13 protein-coding genes are annotated in these 15,047 nt (G+C 46.0%); 7 read left to right on the top strand and 6 right to left on the bottom strand.

Annotation, left to right across the window (positions count from 1 at the left end; all coding sequences use genetic code 11):
- Window positions 1-423 precede the first annotated feature (423 nt).
- The 7 genes from RH949_RS22590 (at window position 424) to RH949_RS22560 (ending at window position 9,376) form a co-directional block, all read left to right on the top strand.
- Window positions 424-540 carry a photosystem II reaction center protein I gene (locus RH949_RS22590; protein ID WP_006099131.1) on the top strand — a complete coding sequence of 39 codons (117 nt, stop codon included), beginning with the start codon at window positions 424-426 and terminating at the stop codon, window positions 538-540.
- A 120-nt stretch (window positions 541-660) separates the two neighbouring features.
- Window positions 661-3,657, top strand: coding sequence for a DUF3769 domain-containing protein (locus RH949_RS22585; RefSeq protein ID WP_446356295.1), 2,997 nt, complete (start codon window positions 661-663; stop codon window positions 3,655-3,657).
- Window positions 3,658-4,096: 439 nt separating this feature from the next.
- The gene (locus RH949_RS22580; RefSeq protein WP_006099083.1) at window positions 4,097-5,800 is read left to right on the top strand and encodes a SpoIIE family protein phosphatase; all 1,704 of its coding nucleotides are present in this window, start codon (window positions 4,097-4,099) and stop codon (window positions 5,798-5,800) included.
- Between the two features lie 3 nt (window positions 5,801-5,803).
- On the top strand, window positions 5,804-6,229 hold the full coding sequence (locus RH949_RS22575) for an ATP-binding protein (protein WP_044205155.1): 426 nt from the start codon (window positions 5,804-5,806) through the stop codon (window positions 6,227-6,229).
- A 277-nt stretch (window positions 6,230-6,506) separates the two neighbouring features.
- Entirely contained in the window at window positions 6,507-6,938 is a 432-nt protein-coding gene (locus tag RH949_RS22570; protein WP_044205293.1) for a hypothetical protein, read from the top strand.
- A 192-nt stretch (window positions 6,939-7,130) separates the two neighbouring features.
- Window positions 7,131-8,087 carry a tRNA epoxyqueuosine(34) reductase QueG gene (gene queG / locus RH949_RS22565; RefSeq protein ID WP_006099020.1) on the top strand — a complete coding sequence of 319 codons (957 nt, stop codon included), beginning with the start codon at window positions 7,131-7,133 and terminating at the stop codon, window positions 8,085-8,087.
- Between the two features lie 158 nt (window positions 8,088-8,245).
- Window positions 8,246-9,376: a hypothetical protein gene (locus tag RH949_RS22560; protein ID WP_446356291.1), complete on the top strand. Its 1,131-nt coding sequence runs from the start codon at window positions 8,246-8,248 to the stop codon at window positions 9,374-9,376.
- A 56-nt stretch (window positions 9,377-9,432) separates the two neighbouring features.
- Here RH949_RS22560 and RH949_RS22555 read toward each other — a convergent pair whose 3' ends face one another.
- The 6 genes from RH949_RS22555 to RH949_RS22530 all read right to left on the bottom strand — a co-directional run bounded on the left by RH949_RS22555 (window position 9,433) and on the right by RH949_RS22530 (window position 15,040).
- The gene (locus tag RH949_RS22555; protein WP_446356289.1) at window positions 9,433-10,269 is read right to left on the bottom strand and encodes an MBL fold metallo-hydrolase; all 837 of its coding nucleotides are present in this window, start codon (window positions 10,267-10,269) and stop codon (window positions 9,433-9,435) included.
- 30 nt (window positions 10,270-10,299) lie between these two features.
- Entirely contained in the window at window positions 10,300-12,129 is a 1,830-nt protein-coding gene (locus RH949_RS22550; RefSeq protein WP_446356287.1) for an ATP-binding protein, read from the bottom strand.
- A gap of 268 nt (window positions 12,130-12,397) precedes the next feature.
- Window positions 12,398-12,790 carry a NifB/NifX family molybdenum-iron cluster-binding protein gene (locus RH949_RS22545; protein WP_006098951.1) on the bottom strand — a complete coding sequence of 131 codons (393 nt, stop codon included), beginning with the start codon at window positions 12,788-12,790 and terminating at the stop codon, window positions 12,398-12,400.
- A 46-nt stretch (window positions 12,791-12,836) separates the two neighbouring features.
- Window positions 12,837-13,163, bottom strand: a complete 327-nt coding sequence (locus tag RH949_RS22540) for a YgaP family membrane protein (RefSeq protein ID WP_232231642.1) — start codon at window positions 13,161-13,163, stop codon at window positions 12,837-12,839.
- A 429-nt stretch (window positions 13,164-13,592) separates the two neighbouring features.
- On the bottom strand, window positions 13,593-14,459 hold the full coding sequence (locus tag RH949_RS22535; RefSeq protein ID WP_006098868.1) for a CoB--CoM heterodisulfide reductase iron-sulfur subunit B family protein: 867 nt from the start codon (window positions 14,457-14,459) through the stop codon (window positions 13,593-13,595).
- The gene (locus RH949_RS22530; protein WP_446356284.1) at window positions 14,456-15,040 is read right to left on the bottom strand and encodes a 4Fe-4S dicluster domain-containing protein; all 585 of its coding nucleotides are present in this window, start codon (window positions 15,038-15,040) and stop codon (window positions 14,456-14,458) included. The genes RH949_RS22535 and RH949_RS22530 overlap by 4 nt, the downstream gene beginning before the upstream one ends.
- Window positions 15,041-15,047 lie beyond the last annotated feature (7 nt).

Raw genomic sequence — 15,047 nt, 5'->3', positions numbered from 1 at the left:
ATTGTGTACATACTTTTACACAAAGGATGAGACTTTTAATACTGTTTTTGTAACAGACTTGGGTTTATCGATGTCAGCTTCAGGCTAAAATCCCATCAGTAAGAGGTTCAGGCTCATTTTTTGGATGATTCATGAAAAGCAGATGGCAGATGGCAGATGGCAGATGGCACAAGGAATTTATCATGGGTCTTAGGTCATGGAACTTACTCTTGACTAAAAAAGTCTGATGTGCATAAGAATGTAGGGATAATGATCCCAGGCTGATTTAGAGAAAGTGTCCTGAAAATACCGATCAAACATCCTGAGCGTGAGTAAACTTTGCCTATCAACATGGAGACCACGATTGGGTATGATTAGAAAAGTTGTTGCAAAACGCAACATAATCGCCAATTCGATGATTCATACCTCTGGGAGATATTCAAGATGCTGACACTCAAGATTGTGGTCTATATCGTTGTTAGTATTTTCGTTGCCTTATTCGTGTTTGGCTTCCTGTCAAACGATCCGGCTCGTAACCCCAAGCGACGGGATTTGGAGTAAATTATACTTTGCTTCATCCCTGAGTTTTTTAAAGGGGCGAGGCGTATCTCGCCCCGCTGTGATTAGGCGCGGTAAGGCGGTACGCTTCGGATTTGTTCCTTCGACCGTTATTGTTGAAAAATGCCCCAACCCGTTCAGCCGCCTGAAACTCCTGCCATTATTCAATCGTTAACGACTGAGGACGCTGTTGCTCCCCTTTCGTCCTCACATCTGAGTTCAGTACCGACTCGCCTTCCCCAGCAAACGCCAAAGGGACTGGCGACACCAACCCCACCCGAAACGTTACCGCCAGAGTTTTCATCAGACATAACATCTTCACAGGCTACTCTGCTAGGACAGTCGATTTCTGCCCGTTATGCGGCCCGAGAAAACCACGGAACCGAGGTGTCAAAGAGCAGAGATGGCAAGACGAGTTCAGCGGGTCATGATTTGCCGTCAAACCGCACCGGAGACTCCCGCGATCGCACGCCGCAATCCTTGATATCCAGTCCTGTGGAATCCTTACCCTTGGGTGGAAACAATGCAGAGGCTCCCAGTCAGAGGCTTCAAGGAAATGAGGTAAAAGGACGTGAGGACTTTTTAGACGGACAGGATAAGATACCTGCTCACCGTTCAATGAATACGGCTAATCCACCTCAACAAAAGTTGGTCACCACCTGCGAACCAGCAGGCGAGCAGAGGAGGAATGTAGAGACGTGCCATGGCACGTCTGGGAGCAAGCTAGCAGAAGAGATGGGAACGGCGGCAGATTTGCAGCCCTGTTGCACGAGTCAATCGGAAAAAGTCCAGGCTGACCCGATCTCAACTACGCTAAATCCGTCATTGACTATAGGTCAACAACCAAGGACTAATGACCAAAGAAAAGCCGAAGAGAGTGATAAGGCAGAAGGCGGAAGGCAGAGGGCAGAAAGGATTGATTCTGATGCTTTCAGCACGAACTTAACCTCTGAGACAACAAATGCGAGTTCGGTGCGTTCTTCCGCCGTAACCCTGGAACTCTTAAACGTTGAACGTATCATCACTCAAGAGCGGGGAGGTGAGATCAGAGAGTTTGAATTTACATCTCCCCCATCCGATCCCCTAGTATTACCTAACCCAGCGATAGTCCCTGCACCGGATCTTCATCAGCGACAGCCGCGATCGCAAACCTCCCAGCCAACCCCTGATGCTTCCGCCTCAGAAGACACTGAACCTGCGGCTCCCGGTCCGATCACAGGGGTGCTGGAAGTAACCGCCGATCAACAGGAATATGATCAACAACGACAGGTGATTACCGCCCAAGGGGATGTCCTGTTGCGGTTTCGCGGCGCTCTGCTGGAAGCGGATCGCGTCCAAGTTAACCTACCGAATCGGATTTTGGTGGCTGAGGATAATGTGGTGTTGACGCGAGGAAATCAGGTTTTACGAGGTCAACGCTTTGAGTATTCCTTTGTCCAGGATAGCGGTGTGATTTTTGATGCCAGTGGAGAATTATATGTGCCGACATCAGGTACTGATTTAACCATCTTGCCCTCTCCGGCTGATCCCAATGCGCCCCAAGAACAACGACCAATTAGCGATCGCGTTCTCAGCAATCAACCCCTGCAAGACATAACCAATCCCGGCTTTTACTCCTTCTTTATCGGCGGCAGCTTTGGCACCACAACAACCGGAAATTTCTCGAATGTCGTTTCCGGTGCGCCACAGGCTGTAGGAACAATCAACCGATTCCGCTATGAAGCCGATCGCATTGACTTTGAAGGTTCAGAAGCGATCGCTCAAAATGTGCGGATCACCAATGACCCCTTTTCCCCACCTGAACTAGAATTACGAGCTCAAACGGCTCGATTTCGCCGGATTTCGCCCTTAGTGGATGAAATCGTTGCCACTCGTCCCCGGTTGGTATTTGACCAAGGGTTATCCGTACCCACATTTCGCAATCGGGTGGTAATTGATCGTCGGGAACGGGAACCGGGTTTACTTCAGTTTGGCTTCGATGATGATGATCGCGGCGGTTTATTTATCGAGCGATCGTTTAATATTGTCAATACTCCAGGGGTACTATTTAAAGTCACCCCCCAATACTTTCTCCAGAGAGCCGTCCTTGGTGAAAGAAACCCCAATACCCCAGACAAAGATGATGATGGTCTTTTAGACCCCTCCTCCTTTGGTCTCAAAGCCCAACTAGATGCCACCTTTACCCCCCAAACCACCCTACGGGCTTCAGCCACCTTCACCAGCCTTGATCCGGATGATTTTGAGGAAGAACTCAGAGCCAGTGTACGACTCCAACAGGTTATCGGTACCGATTTACCGCATAACTTGAATCTGGAATATAGCTTTCGCGATCGCCTATTTAACGGTTCCTTGGGTTTTCAAACCGTACAGCAGAGTCTGGGAGCGGTGATCACATCCCCAGTAATTCGCTTAGGAGACACAGGGATCAATCTCACCTATCAAGCAGGGATTCAGGCAATTAACGCTAGGACAGATAGACAAGACTTGCTACCTCCCCCTCCACGAGAGAATAACCGCATCGACTTAACACGCTATCAAGCCAGTGCATCGTTAAGCCGAAGTTTCACACTCTGGCGAGGTGAGGCTTTGCCTTTAACCCCCACCGAAGGGTTACGATATACACCAAGACCTGTGGTTCCTTTTTTGGCAGTGCGGGGAGTAGTCACCGGGGTTGCTAGCGCCTATAGTAGTGGCGATACCCAGGAATCTCTCAGTGGTACAGTTGGGCTTGTGGGTCAGCTTGGGCATTTTTCCCGACCCTATCTCGACTACACTCGATTTAACCTCAGCTACACTCAGGTTGCACGCGGGAACTTATCCCCATTTCGGTTTGACCGAGTGGCTGATCGAGTTGTGCTTTCTGCTGGCATTAGCCAACAAATCTACGGTCCGTTTCTGGCTGGTTTTCAGACCTCTTTCAATTTGGACACGGGTGAGGAAATCAGTACAGATTTATTCTTGGAGTACAGCCGTCGCACCTACAGCCTTCTCCTACGCTACAATCCAGTTCAGGAGTTAGGTTCGATTAGCTTACGAATTAATGATTTTAATTGGGCAGGGAATCCGGGACTGTTTGATGGTTCCGCCATTCGCCCCGTTGTGCAGGGAGTAACTCGCTAAAGGTCATTTGTCCTTTGTCATTCGTCCTTTGTCATTGGTCATTGGTCATTGAACGCTGGAATGAATCATGATAACAAAAGTATCTCTGCTCCCCCTGCATCCCAGCTCTTGGACGGGAAACTATAATCTGAGTAGCAACCACATTGTCCCAGAAGAAGGTTAAGCTAGGGAAAAAAGGCAATCTCAATAGCTGACTTGGTGCAGAGCGCAGGCTCTTGGTAAAATAAACGGCTGATTCATTCCCCCGAAAAAATAGATATGGTATGATGATATATTTTATTAGCAAAAATAAATTCATCAATATGGAAATTTGCCATATACCAAAAGAAAAAAGGATAATTTTCAGCTATCCTCAGCTAGCTTTGAGGTTAAAAGACGAACAAAAATTAACCCCCTTAACTTATTGTTTCTAACTCAAGCAGAAACCGGAGTACACAGAATGAGTCAGGCAGATAAACTCAAATTATTGATAGTGGACGATGAGCCTGACAATTTAGATTTATTATATAGAACCTTCCGACGAGAGTTTCGGGTTTATAAAGCGGATGGGGCGATGAGCGCTCTGAGCATTTTAGATGAACAGGGAGAAATGGCGATCATTATCTCTGATCAACGGATGCCCGTGATGAATGGTACAGAATTACTAGGGAAAACAGTTGATCGCTTCCCGGATACAATTCGGATTCTGTTAACGGGCTATACCGATGTTGAAGATTTAGTCGAAGCCATTAACTCCGGCAAAGTTTTTAAGTATATTACCAAACCCTGGAATCCGGAAAGTCTGAAAGTCATCGTTCAACAAGCAGCCGATACGTACCGAGTTCTCAAACAAAGAACTAATGAACTGAGTCGCGCTTTACGCCGCGAAGAACTCTTTAATGTCGTGACAACAGCCATTCGTGAGTCGCTAGACTATGGCAGTATGTTGCAAACCGTTGTCACCACAATTGGTCAAACCTTCGAGGCGACGAGTTGTATCCTGCAACCTGTCGATGGTAATCACCTGATTTCAGACTCATTTTCTTACCAAGCTAAGTCAACAAAAGATTCTGAATCGTTACCTGATGTTGAACCGATTGTGCAAAATGTGCTGGAAAACTGGAAAACCCAGCTTATTCAACAGCTCAGTGATGGTAATCATTCGGTGCATCTAGTTGTTCCTCTGATCTGGCAACAACAGCTATTGGGCGTGTTATCCCTTTATAAGCAACAGTGTGATCAGCCTTGGATGTCAGAGGACATTAAACTCATTGAAGCTGTTGCTGAACAGGCAGCGTTAGCCATTTCTCAGGCAAAACTCTACCAACGCACCCAATTACAAGCCGAACAGATGCGGGCTGAATTGGAGGTAGCTCGCCAAATTCAAAATAATTTGTTGCGCCAAAGTTTACCTGAGGTGGAAGGGGTCAGAGTTCAAGCCCACTGTTATCCCGCACGAGAAGTTGGCGGTGATTTTTTTGAAGTCTATGTGCATCCTCAAGGCGATGTTTGGCTGGCGGTTGGTGATGTGTCGGGAAAGGGAGTGCCTGCGGCTTTATTTATGGCAAGTGCGATTTCTATCTTGCGCCGAGAATTGGCTCAAGAAATCTCTCCCGAACCGGAGGTAGTGATGCGAAACCTGAACAGTATTATGTCAGATGATCTGTTCAGTACGAACTGTTTTATCACGATGGTACTAGCGCGGTATACGCCAACCTCGCGACAGCTTGTCTATGCGAATGCAGGTCACATTTATCCGTTGGTTTGGGCGCATCATTTAGTTGTTCAGCAACAATCTGCACCGGAATCATCTGTCACCGTAGAACCGGATTACCTGAAAACTCGGGGGATTCCCCTGGGTATTCTTCCGGAGTGGAAAGCCAAAGCCGGAACGTTGACGTTACATTCGGGGGATGTTGTGCTGCTGATCAGTGATGGGATTACAGAAGCAACGGTTAAGGACGTAAAACACGACACCCATTCTCAAAACTCTAAAAATAGTAAATCCTTGACGAATTCAATGTTGGGGACATCGGGTCTTTGGCAACTTCTGCTTCATGAGCCAGCTCCCTTTAATTTACCCCATTTATTAGTTCATATCCGCGAGGAGACTAACAACGTTCAGGAAGATGACCAAACAATTCTCTCAATGGAGGTTCTATAGTTGATGAAAACGGAGCTGCATGTACCAAGTGACTTGAAGTTTTTGACGATTGTCGAAAGCTGGTTACTGGGAAGTTTGGAAGTAGCGTTAGGAGATTCAGTGGATTGGCAACATCAATCGAGTCGGTTAAGACTGGCGTTAGTTGAAGCCTATTCCAATGTGGTGCGTCATGCTCATCGAGATCAACCCAATTTACCGATTTTGATTCGCTTGGAACTCAAAGAGCGGGACATTGCTTTGGAAATTTGGGATCACGGCAAAGGGTATGACATCACCAACTATAATCAACCCTCTCCAGAGGCGAAACAGGAAAGCGGATATGGTTGGCTGATTATGCAAAAGCTGATGGATCGAGTCGAGTATCGCTTGCAGATCAATGGTCGTAATTGTCTGAAGATGGAGACGAGCTTACCTAAGGCTGACGAATGATTAGATAATTGTATCCCATTTACGGAATGTCTGTAGTATAATATCCGAGATTACGGAAATTGTTACGAGATATTACAAAAACAGTCATAATCCTAATTAAATCTATAAGCTTTGTTAAATTTACTTGATATAGATATCTGAATCTATAGGATTTTAGATAAGTCAAGCCCTAAGAGCGACTTGACTGTCTGTATGTTAAGGATGCCCTTGTTTCGAGGACTGGTGAGCCTCCGAAACCAAGAGTTAGCTGTTAAGTTTAGTGCAACCCATCATTCCTATGACACAGCCGTTTATCTTGTCTCCCCGCTACCGATTGGATGATGATTCTCCATGGTTAGAAGGAATTGATCCATCACGCCACTATTGGATTACCATCAATGGAGATCCGGATATCCAGGTTGCGATTCCAGGATTAACGGTGTTATCACTCAAGGAATGGAAGCAAATATTATGGCGGTTCCGAAGTCTTCAACCAGGCGATCGCATGGAACTGCGGCGAATTGCCAACACCTCAACCATTCAGTGTATCAGCGCCAATTGCTACGCGATCGCAACCACGATTAACGGCGCGGCTGTCTGGCATTTGTTTGATCAAGAAGCATTAGAAAGTTTGTTAATGACAGCTCATCCCGATTGGCTTTGTGCGCCTAGAGATATTGAGTTGGGGCGTCAGTTGCTCGCTCGTTCCTGGGAGCAAGTGGCGGCTTAGTGGTCATTCGTCATTCGTCATACTCGCTCCCTTGAGAAGCAAGCTACGTCATTTGTCATCGTCATAATCCCCAGCATTCATCGTTTCAAAGTAACGCAAAATCACGGACTGGGTAATGCCCTCTATAGTCATTTCAGGTTGTTAGTCGGGATAACTTTCATTCATCATAGAGAAACTTGCCAAAGTATGCCTATGATGACCAAGGACAAAGGACAAAGGACAAAGGACAAAAGCAATCAAATTAAGCAAAAAGCGCGATCGCTAGGATTTCATCACTGTGGTATTGCAGCTATAGAAGGGAATGCTGACGAGGAAGCCGCTCAACATCTGAAAACGTGGTTGGCTCAAGGCTATCATGCTGACATGGATTGGATGCAGAATCCTCGCCGCTTAGATATCCATACCTGTATGCCAGACGTTAAATCCGTTATTTCCGTTGCCCTCAACTACTACACCCCTCACCAACGTCCTCAAGGAAACGAGTACGCCAAGATATCCCGTTATGCTTGGGGACGAGATTATCATAAGGTGATGCACAAAAAACTCAAAGCCTTGACCCACTGGTTACAAGCCCAAGGAGAAGGAATCGAAGCTCGTTACTACGTAGACACCGGTCCGGTGCAGGATAAAGTGTGGGCAGAACGTGCTGGAATTGGTTGGATCGCAAAAAATGGTAATCTAATTACGCGAGAGTATGGCAGTTGGGTGTTTTTAGGGGAAATTTTAACCAACTTATCACTCACACCCCATACTCCCCATACCCAGCATTGCGGGACCTGTACCCGTTGCCTGGAGGCTTGTCCGACCGGAGCAATTGTTAAACCTTTTGTCGTAGATGCTAATCGTTGTATTGCTTATCATACAATTGAAAACCGAGCCGAGGAACTACCCTCATCCATCACCCCCCATTTACAGGGTTGGGTGGCGGGGTGTGATATCTGCCAGGATGTTTGTCCTTGGAACCAACGCTTTGCTCAACCAACAGATGTAGCCGACTTTGAACCCTATCCTGGGAATGTCGCTCCCACCTTAGCGGAACTGGCGACACTTTCAGATCACCAATGGCATCAACGATTTCCGGCATCCGCGTTGCGACGCATCAAACCCCAGATGTGGCGACGCAATGCCAAAGCCAATCAACAGAAGTAGACCCACAATATCGCCATTGGACTTAAAATTGTCCAGAATTTTAATAAAAAGATGAGAATTTTTTCTCAGATCGGTAATTTGATTGCTAATCTAAGCGATAGGAAATGCTTTAGAGCATCTTAATATAGAGAATTCTATAGCCATCAGAGCGAGCCATTATGTCTCAGGATATCAATACTCACGACAAGGCAAACAAGCCATCAACCACCTCCACTGCGATCCAGTCTTGGTCAGCCGAAGCCGATGCAGATAAGTTAATGGATGATTTATTTGCAGATCTTGACCGCATCTTGGAAGGGAGTAGCAAATTACCAACTGAACCAGCTAAACCCGATTATGTATCCTTAAAGTCACTTGTGATGCCTTCCATCACCGCGCCACCCGCTGTGATACCGACTCAAGACTTGGTGGAACAGCCCTCTGAGACGAACCAAAAATCGTCTGAAACCCAGTCTTCAGAAACGAAAGGAACAAAGAGTAGTGATTCCCATGCCAAAAAATCAGGTTGGTCTGTGGATAAATTTTTATGGGTAATGGCTCTAATTTCAGTGGGTCTAACTGCACTGTTGCTACTGATTACTCAAAAACAACGGTTTGCGCCTTGGTTGCCCAACTTTATCGCCTCACCGTCTGCTGACACCCAACCCCCCTCAGAAGCCGATTACGAGTTTGGAGAGTATGCGTTGGAGGCGCTAGAAGCCATTGACCGTAAAGCTGAAGCCAGACAACAAGCTGGAATGGCAGGTGGTGGAACAGGTAATCCTAATCTACCTCCAGGTGCGACCAACTCTTCCGGTGCTATCAATCGTGCCATGGGTGCTAATCCACCGGGTACAATTTTGGAACGAATCTACTATCCGGTTTATCCACCCCAGAGTTCCTGGATACCCCCTGTACCCCCTGCCAATTCCTCAGTCGCCCCACCACCAGCCCCAGCGCCTTCACCTGCTGCTAATCCACCTGCACCCACACCACCACCTCCTCAAGTCACGGCTCAAACACCGCCAACACCACCACCAACCGTTGCTCCGACTTCACCTACAGCATCAGCATCGCCAACGCCACCAGCACCGCCACCCCCGCCTCCTGTAAACCATACTCTAGTGGGAGTGCTAGAGTCAGACCAACTTTCTGCTGCCTTATTTGAAATTGATGGGATTACTCAGCGGATTAACATTGGTGAAGCCATTGGCACAAGTGGCTGGATGTTAGTTGATGTGAACAACGGAGAAGCGATTATTCGACGGAATGGAGAAGTTCGCTCGGTTTACACAGGGCAGACGTTCTAAATTAGACGTGATTATCAGGCGATCGCATCACACACTCGGCAAAAAAGTGCCAACGTTCAAGTGCCAAACCCTAAGCGAGTACCGACATTGCAGCTTATACAGTTGCCTAAAAAATGATGCCACAAAAACGCGATCGCGGCGGTTCCGGTACAGTGATTCGCCCCTAATACCTGAACCTTATAGTTCGCCAAGGTTTCCACCGTTGCTTGCCAGCGATCGCGACTCGCCCTTAATAGGTGCATTCCCCCAATTACGGCGTAAAACTTATCGGTTCCGGTGATTTGGGCAATATAATTGAGGGTATTAATTACACCTGAATGAGCGCAGCCTAAAATCACCACCATTCCTGCGGGTGTATCCATAAACAAGGCTTGATCATCCACAATCAAATCCACTTGATTTTGCTGGGAATCGTGCCAAAAATCACCCCCTGTATCTTCTAGGGGATGACACCGGGGAATTGAACCCGTCAAGTAAATACCAGGGATAACTTCTGTCGGTTTATCTGTCCAAACTAACTGATCAATCGTCTGTTTGAGCCTATCTGCATCTTGAATCGGAGAGCCAATATTCCCTCTGGGACTAAACTTGGGTTGTAGCGCCGCCGGATGCAGAAAGAGTTTAGCAATTTTACAGTCTTCTAAGAGAGTCATTAAACCACCTGTATGATCATAATGACCATGACTCAGCGCCACCGCATCTAAATTTTGTAGTGAAATTCCCAACTGTTGAGCATTGTGGCGCAATGTTAACCCCTGCCCTGTATCAAATAAAATGCGCTGGGAGTCGGTTTCAATCAGATAAGACAACCCATGTTCTCCTAACAATCCCCGCCCATAAGCTGTATTCTCGACTAAAACAGTAAGCTGACAGGCGTTTTTTTGAGTCTGCATCTGGTACTCTATCATTGAATTTAGGACTTTTTACTTTTTCTGCGATCGCGGAAGTTTCACCACAAACTCCGTGCCTTTCCCTAGTTGGGAACGATAGTCGAGAGTGCCACGATGTTTCTCGACAATTTTATAACTAATTGATAATCCCAATCCCGTTCCCTTGCCCACAGGTTTGGTGGTAAAAAACGGTTCAAAAACTCGTGATTTTAGTTTTGCTGGTATTCCCACTCCATTATCCTGAACGTGAATAGCCACAGTTTCATCGTCTACTCTTTGAGTCAAAATATAGATCCTAGGCGGCTTCAATAAATCAACGTCTAAAGCATCAATTCCATTAATTAGCAAATTCATAAACACTTGATTGATTTCTCCAGCATAGCACTCGACTAAGGGCAAGTTACCATAGTCTTTAACAACCTGGATAGCGGGACGGTTGGGATTAGCTTGCAAGCGGTTTTCGAGAATTAATAAAGTATTATCAATTCCTTCATGCAAATCAACCGCTTTCATCTCAGCTTCGTCGAGTCGCGAAAAGTTCCGCAACGACTGCACAATTTTGCGAATCCGATCGGCTCCAATTTTAATCGAGTCCAATAATTTAGGAAAGTCTCGCTGAATAAACTCCCAATCCAGTTGCTGCAATTTGGCTTGAATCAGGGGAGTGGAATTGGGATAGGATTGCTGATAAAGCTGTACCAGTTCCAAAACATCGTCGATATAATCTTTAGCTGGATTAATATTCCCGTAAATAAAACTAACTGGGTTATTAATTTCATGAGCCACTCCCGCCACCAGTTGTCCCAAACTGGACATTTTTTCTTGTTGAATAAGTTGAGCTTGCGTCTGTTGCAATTGTTGCAACGCTGCTGTCAGTTCTATGGCTTTCTGGGCTTCCGATTCAGCAATTGAGCGAGTTTGGGCGTAGAGTTCCGCTTGAGTGAGCGCGATCGCGAGTTGATCGGCTACCCGTTCTAACAAGTCTACGTCGCTGTCACTCCAATGTCGCGTTTTCCCACTGTGACTGCAACAGATAGCGCCAATTTTTCCCGCTTGAGTGTGAACGGGGACAAAAACCACCGCACGATAGTTTAATGTCTCCAGAAAAAATTGGCGTTCGACTGGATCTTGCAACGTCAGGGTATCTTCAATACGAGTCACTTCTTTGCGGGTAATTTTAGCAATTAAGGGAGTAATTTCGGCGACGGGAACTTGACTTCCGTTTAAGGAAGGTAACTCAGGATTTTTGGCTTCAGCGATAACTTCTGCTACGGGAGGAATGGCTTCTGGTACATATAATCGGAAGACGCAGCGTTCTAACTGTAACAAGTGATAAAGTTTATCAACGGCAGTTTCTACCACCGTATTAAAATCAAGAGAAGCGCGAATTTGACTGGCAATACTATTCAGCAGTGATTCTCGTTGTGCCAGTTGTCGATATCGAGTTTCCGATTCTTGCAACGCTTGTTCAAATTGCTTACGTTTTGTGATATCAGTACAGGTTCCCACGAGTCGATAAATGCGCCCATTATCATCTTTGATCGGGGTGAGTCCCGTTAGCCACCAAATCGGTTCTCCATCTAGAGTAACGAGTTTTTCATATTGAATCGTTTTTTCCGCCTTAACGCATTCATCATAGAGTTCTATACAGGGCGCGGCGAATTCAGGTGGCAATATTTCCCGCAGTAAACGTCCACGTAGGTTATCTGACGTTAACCCCAAAATTTTTTTAGCCACGGGATTAAAATCGGTATAACGGTAATGTCCTTGCTCATCGATATCGATCACGAAAATAGGATGATCGACTTTTTCATAGATACTGCGTAAAATCTGGCAATTCTGTTGAGTGGAGAGAATAGACATTGCGGTAAATTCCAAAACAATTTAAGCGACACCAACGCCTTTCTCGTTGACGCAGCTACAACTTTAAGCCATTGCATAAGATAAGATAGATCCCCTGATTCAAGCGAAGCGGCTACAGTAATTAATTGGATTGGCTCCTCGTCTATTTTACCACTGTTTAAAATTCATCTGCCGTTGCTACTAGCGTGGCACAGCTAAAATGGTGGAATTTTTACCATTGAATCGGGCGCACGCCATGCGCCCCTACGGTTTCCGTTCTAAATCTCACTTACGTTTCACATCCGTGACGGTGTTGATGGCGGTGTTGATGCTCATGTTTATGATCATGACATTCGCTATCTTCTCTGACCAAAGACCCATTAAGATAGCCATTCACCGCTTTATCTAGATCCGTTTCTTTAGTAATCACGGGTTCAATTCCTTTCTGTTCCAGACGGCTCACCAATTTCTTTCCCATTCCCCCAGAAATCACAACTTGCACATCATCTAATGGGTGGGAGTGATTGGGTTTGCTATTGTGAAACGACTGTTCAGGTGACAATTCCAAAAGCGTTTTAGCGGTTATTTCATTGTCTTTGATGTCGTAAATCCAAAACCTCTGGCAATGTCCAGCGTGTTCAGTTATGCTTGTTTTATTTTGACTGGCGACAGCAATTTTCATGGTTTCTCCTACTTTAAATGAATGGTTGCTAGAACTGGCGTAAAGGTTAGACAGGTGGATGATCGTGAGGTGGGCGAGTGTTGATATTGAGTAAGCGATAAATGCCACAAAAGCCAATCGCCGCACTGAAAGCAAGCAAAGCTGCGGCAATATCCAATCCAACCACTAAGCCAGTATCTTGATAAACACTCAACCCTGCATACAGTAAAACTTGTGCTAAAAGTAAGCGAACAATTTGATCGAAGCGTCCGACATTGTTGAACATGATACCTAATGTAAACGAACAGTAGATTTTTCGGCGTTCTAACACTCTGAACCGATTGCCCGATGGTGACGGCAATCCTTGGTTATTGGCTGAGAGTGTTTCCCACATTGCCAGGGAACCTTGTAATTATTTAACTAAGTATATCACTATATAGCTGTTTGTACAAGTAAAAATGCAAGGTAGTAGACACATTGCCGACAATACCTCTACATTGGCGCGGGGAAAGTCTGCTTAATATCAAGTGGTGGTTCATAGTGGTGTAACAAGCCTAAATTGATGGTAATAATTGGGTTCGTAGTAAGGGCTTCAGCCCTCTCCAGCTAGGCGTTAGAGAACTAAAGTTCTCACTACAAACAAAGCCCCATTTTAGTTGGGTCACGGCACTACTTGTATAGCACACCTAATTGGATGGATTAGAACTGTAGGGGCGCACAGACGTGCGCCCTTTTACCACACCGACATCTGCCCAATTCAATGGTCAAATCTATTTCACGATTTTAACTGTGGCGCACCAGGAGTGGTGGTATAGTTATCCGATTAGAATCCCAATTTAGCCAAAACAGGTTTAGGTGAAACAACGTGCTTGTTAATCCCCAGTTTTCCCGGCTTAATCCCTAACGCCAAGCCAATAATTTCCGTGATATAAAGAATGGGCAGCTTATAGGAAACATTGTATGCCTTCTCAATATCCGGCTGTCTCAGTTCTAAATTATTAGCACACAACGGACAAGCCAACACCATACAATCTGCCCCTAGGGATTTTGCCTCATCTAACAGGCGCTTCGTCAGTTCAAACGCTACCTTTTCCTGAGGAACAAGAATCGGTCCCCCACAACATTTGGTCTTTGACCGGAAATCAACCACTTCCGCCCCACAAATCTCAGATAATTTATCCATCGACATGGGGAAAACTGGAGAATCCCATCCCGTTAGTTCCTGGGGTCGAGTCAAAAGACACCCATAATAACAGGCAACTTTTAAACCCCGCAACGGCTTTTTGATCCGGCTAGAAATATCCACATCATTCGCCAAGACATCAACAACATTTCTCACCTTAGTATTAGAGTCAGAAACCGACATCCCCATCTGCGATAGAATCGGCGTAATCTTATTGCGTTCCGTCTCGTTTTCTAATGCCTTGGCTGCCTTGGCTGACTTGTTGTAACACCCCGAACAGGATGCCAAAAGATCGCGATTTTTCTGCTGCGCCAGCACCACATTTCTCGCCGCTAACGCCATCCCCACCTCATGAGACACCCCAGCCGCGATGGAACCCCCACAACAGGACCAATCTTCAAGTTCCTCCAGTTCAATTCCCAGTTCTTGCATCACCATCCGGGTGGAGATATCAAACTCCTTGGCTGAGGAATGGAGGCTGCATCCTGGATAATAAGAATAGGTCATTTTTCCCTCGCTTTTTCTAATGCTTGATTAAAGGTTTTGGAGTCTTTCACTTTAGCCGGAAAGGGCGACAACTTACCCCGAAGTGCTAATTTGACGCCCAACTCAGCTTGTTCCAACATGGCTTCAATCCCGCCATATTGATGCATGAGTTCCGGTTCAAAGACAATCCCGCGTTTCTTAACTAACTCCACAAAGATCTGATTAAATCGGGTCGAGTCGTTCTCAATTCCTTCGCGAATGGCAAGGGCTTTAACCGCCTCAATGACATCTGCTGGTCGTACTCCACGGGGACATCGGGATGTACAGGTGTAACAGGAGGTACATAACCAGAGGGTGTTACTTTTAAGTATCGTTTCCCATTCACCCCGTTGCAGCAACAGGATCAGCTTCCGGGGGGAAATATCCATGCGGTCAATATTGGTACATCCACCACTACAAGTCCCACATTGCATACAACTCGCGATCGCCGCATTCTCACCCCCCTCAGCGATCACTTTATCCATAAACTTTTGACTGATTTTATCACCATCAACCTGGCGATCAGTTTTGATACCAAAGAAGCATTTCTTTTTGGCGACCATTGATTTA

The organism is Coleofasciculus sp. A1-SPW-01 (assembly GCF_040217205.1).
Taxonomy (GTDB): Bacteria; Cyanobacteriota; Cyanobacteriia; order Cyanobacteriales; family Coleofasciculaceae; genus Coleofasciculus; species Coleofasciculus chthonoplastes_A.
Note: the sequence above shows the minus strand (reverse complement) of the source record. Positions and strands in the feature narration are given on the sequence as shown.

Excerpts from the sequence above, each read along its gene's own strand:
- RH949_RS22590 (WP_006099131.1), top strand. The coding sequence starts at position 424 with ATGCTGACACTCAAGATTGTGGTCTATATCGTTGTTAGTATTTTCGTT.
- RH949_RS22585 (WP_446356295.1), top strand. The coding sequence starts at position 661 with ATGCCCCAACCCGTTCAGCCGCCTGAAACTCCTGCCATTATTCAATCG.
- RH949_RS22580 (WP_006099083.1), top strand. The coding sequence starts at position 4,097 with ATGAGTCAGGCAGATAAACTCAAATTATTGATAGTGGACGATGAGCCT.
- RH949_RS22575 (WP_044205155.1), top strand. The coding sequence starts at position 5,804 with ATGAAAACGGAGCTGCATGTACCAAGTGACTTGAAGTTTTTGACGATT.
- RH949_RS22570 (WP_044205293.1), top strand. The coding sequence starts at position 6,507 with ATGACACAGCCGTTTATCTTGTCTCCCCGCTACCGATTGGATGATGAT.
- queG (WP_006099020.1), top strand. The coding sequence starts at position 7,131 with ATGATGACCAAGGACAAAGGACAAAGGACAAAGGACAAAAGCAATCAA.
- RH949_RS22560 (WP_446356291.1), top strand. The coding sequence starts at position 8,246 with ATGTCTCAGGATATCAATACTCACGACAAGGCAAACAAGCCATCAACC.
- RH949_RS22555 (WP_446356289.1), bottom strand. The coding sequence starts at position 10,269 with ATGCAGACTCAAAAAAACGCCTGTCAGCTTACTGTTTTAGTCGAGAAT.
- RH949_RS22550 (WP_446356287.1), bottom strand. The coding sequence starts at position 12,129 with ATGTCTATTCTCTCCACTCAACAGAATTGCCAGATTTTACGCAGTATC.
- RH949_RS22545 (WP_006098951.1), bottom strand. The coding sequence starts at position 12,790 with ATGAAAATTGCTGTCGCCAGTCAAAATAAAACAAGCATAACTGAACAC.
- RH949_RS22540 (WP_232231642.1), bottom strand. The coding sequence starts at position 13,163 with ATGTGGGAAACACTCTCAGCCAATAACCAAGGATTGCCGTCACCATCG.
- RH949_RS22535 (WP_006098868.1), bottom strand. The coding sequence starts at position 14,459 with ATGACCTATTCTTATTATCCAGGATGCAGCCTCCATTCCTCAGCCAAG.
- RH949_RS22530 (WP_446356284.1), bottom strand. The coding sequence starts at position 15,040 with ATGGTCGCCAAAAAGAAATGCTTCTTTGGTATCAAAACTGATCGCCAG.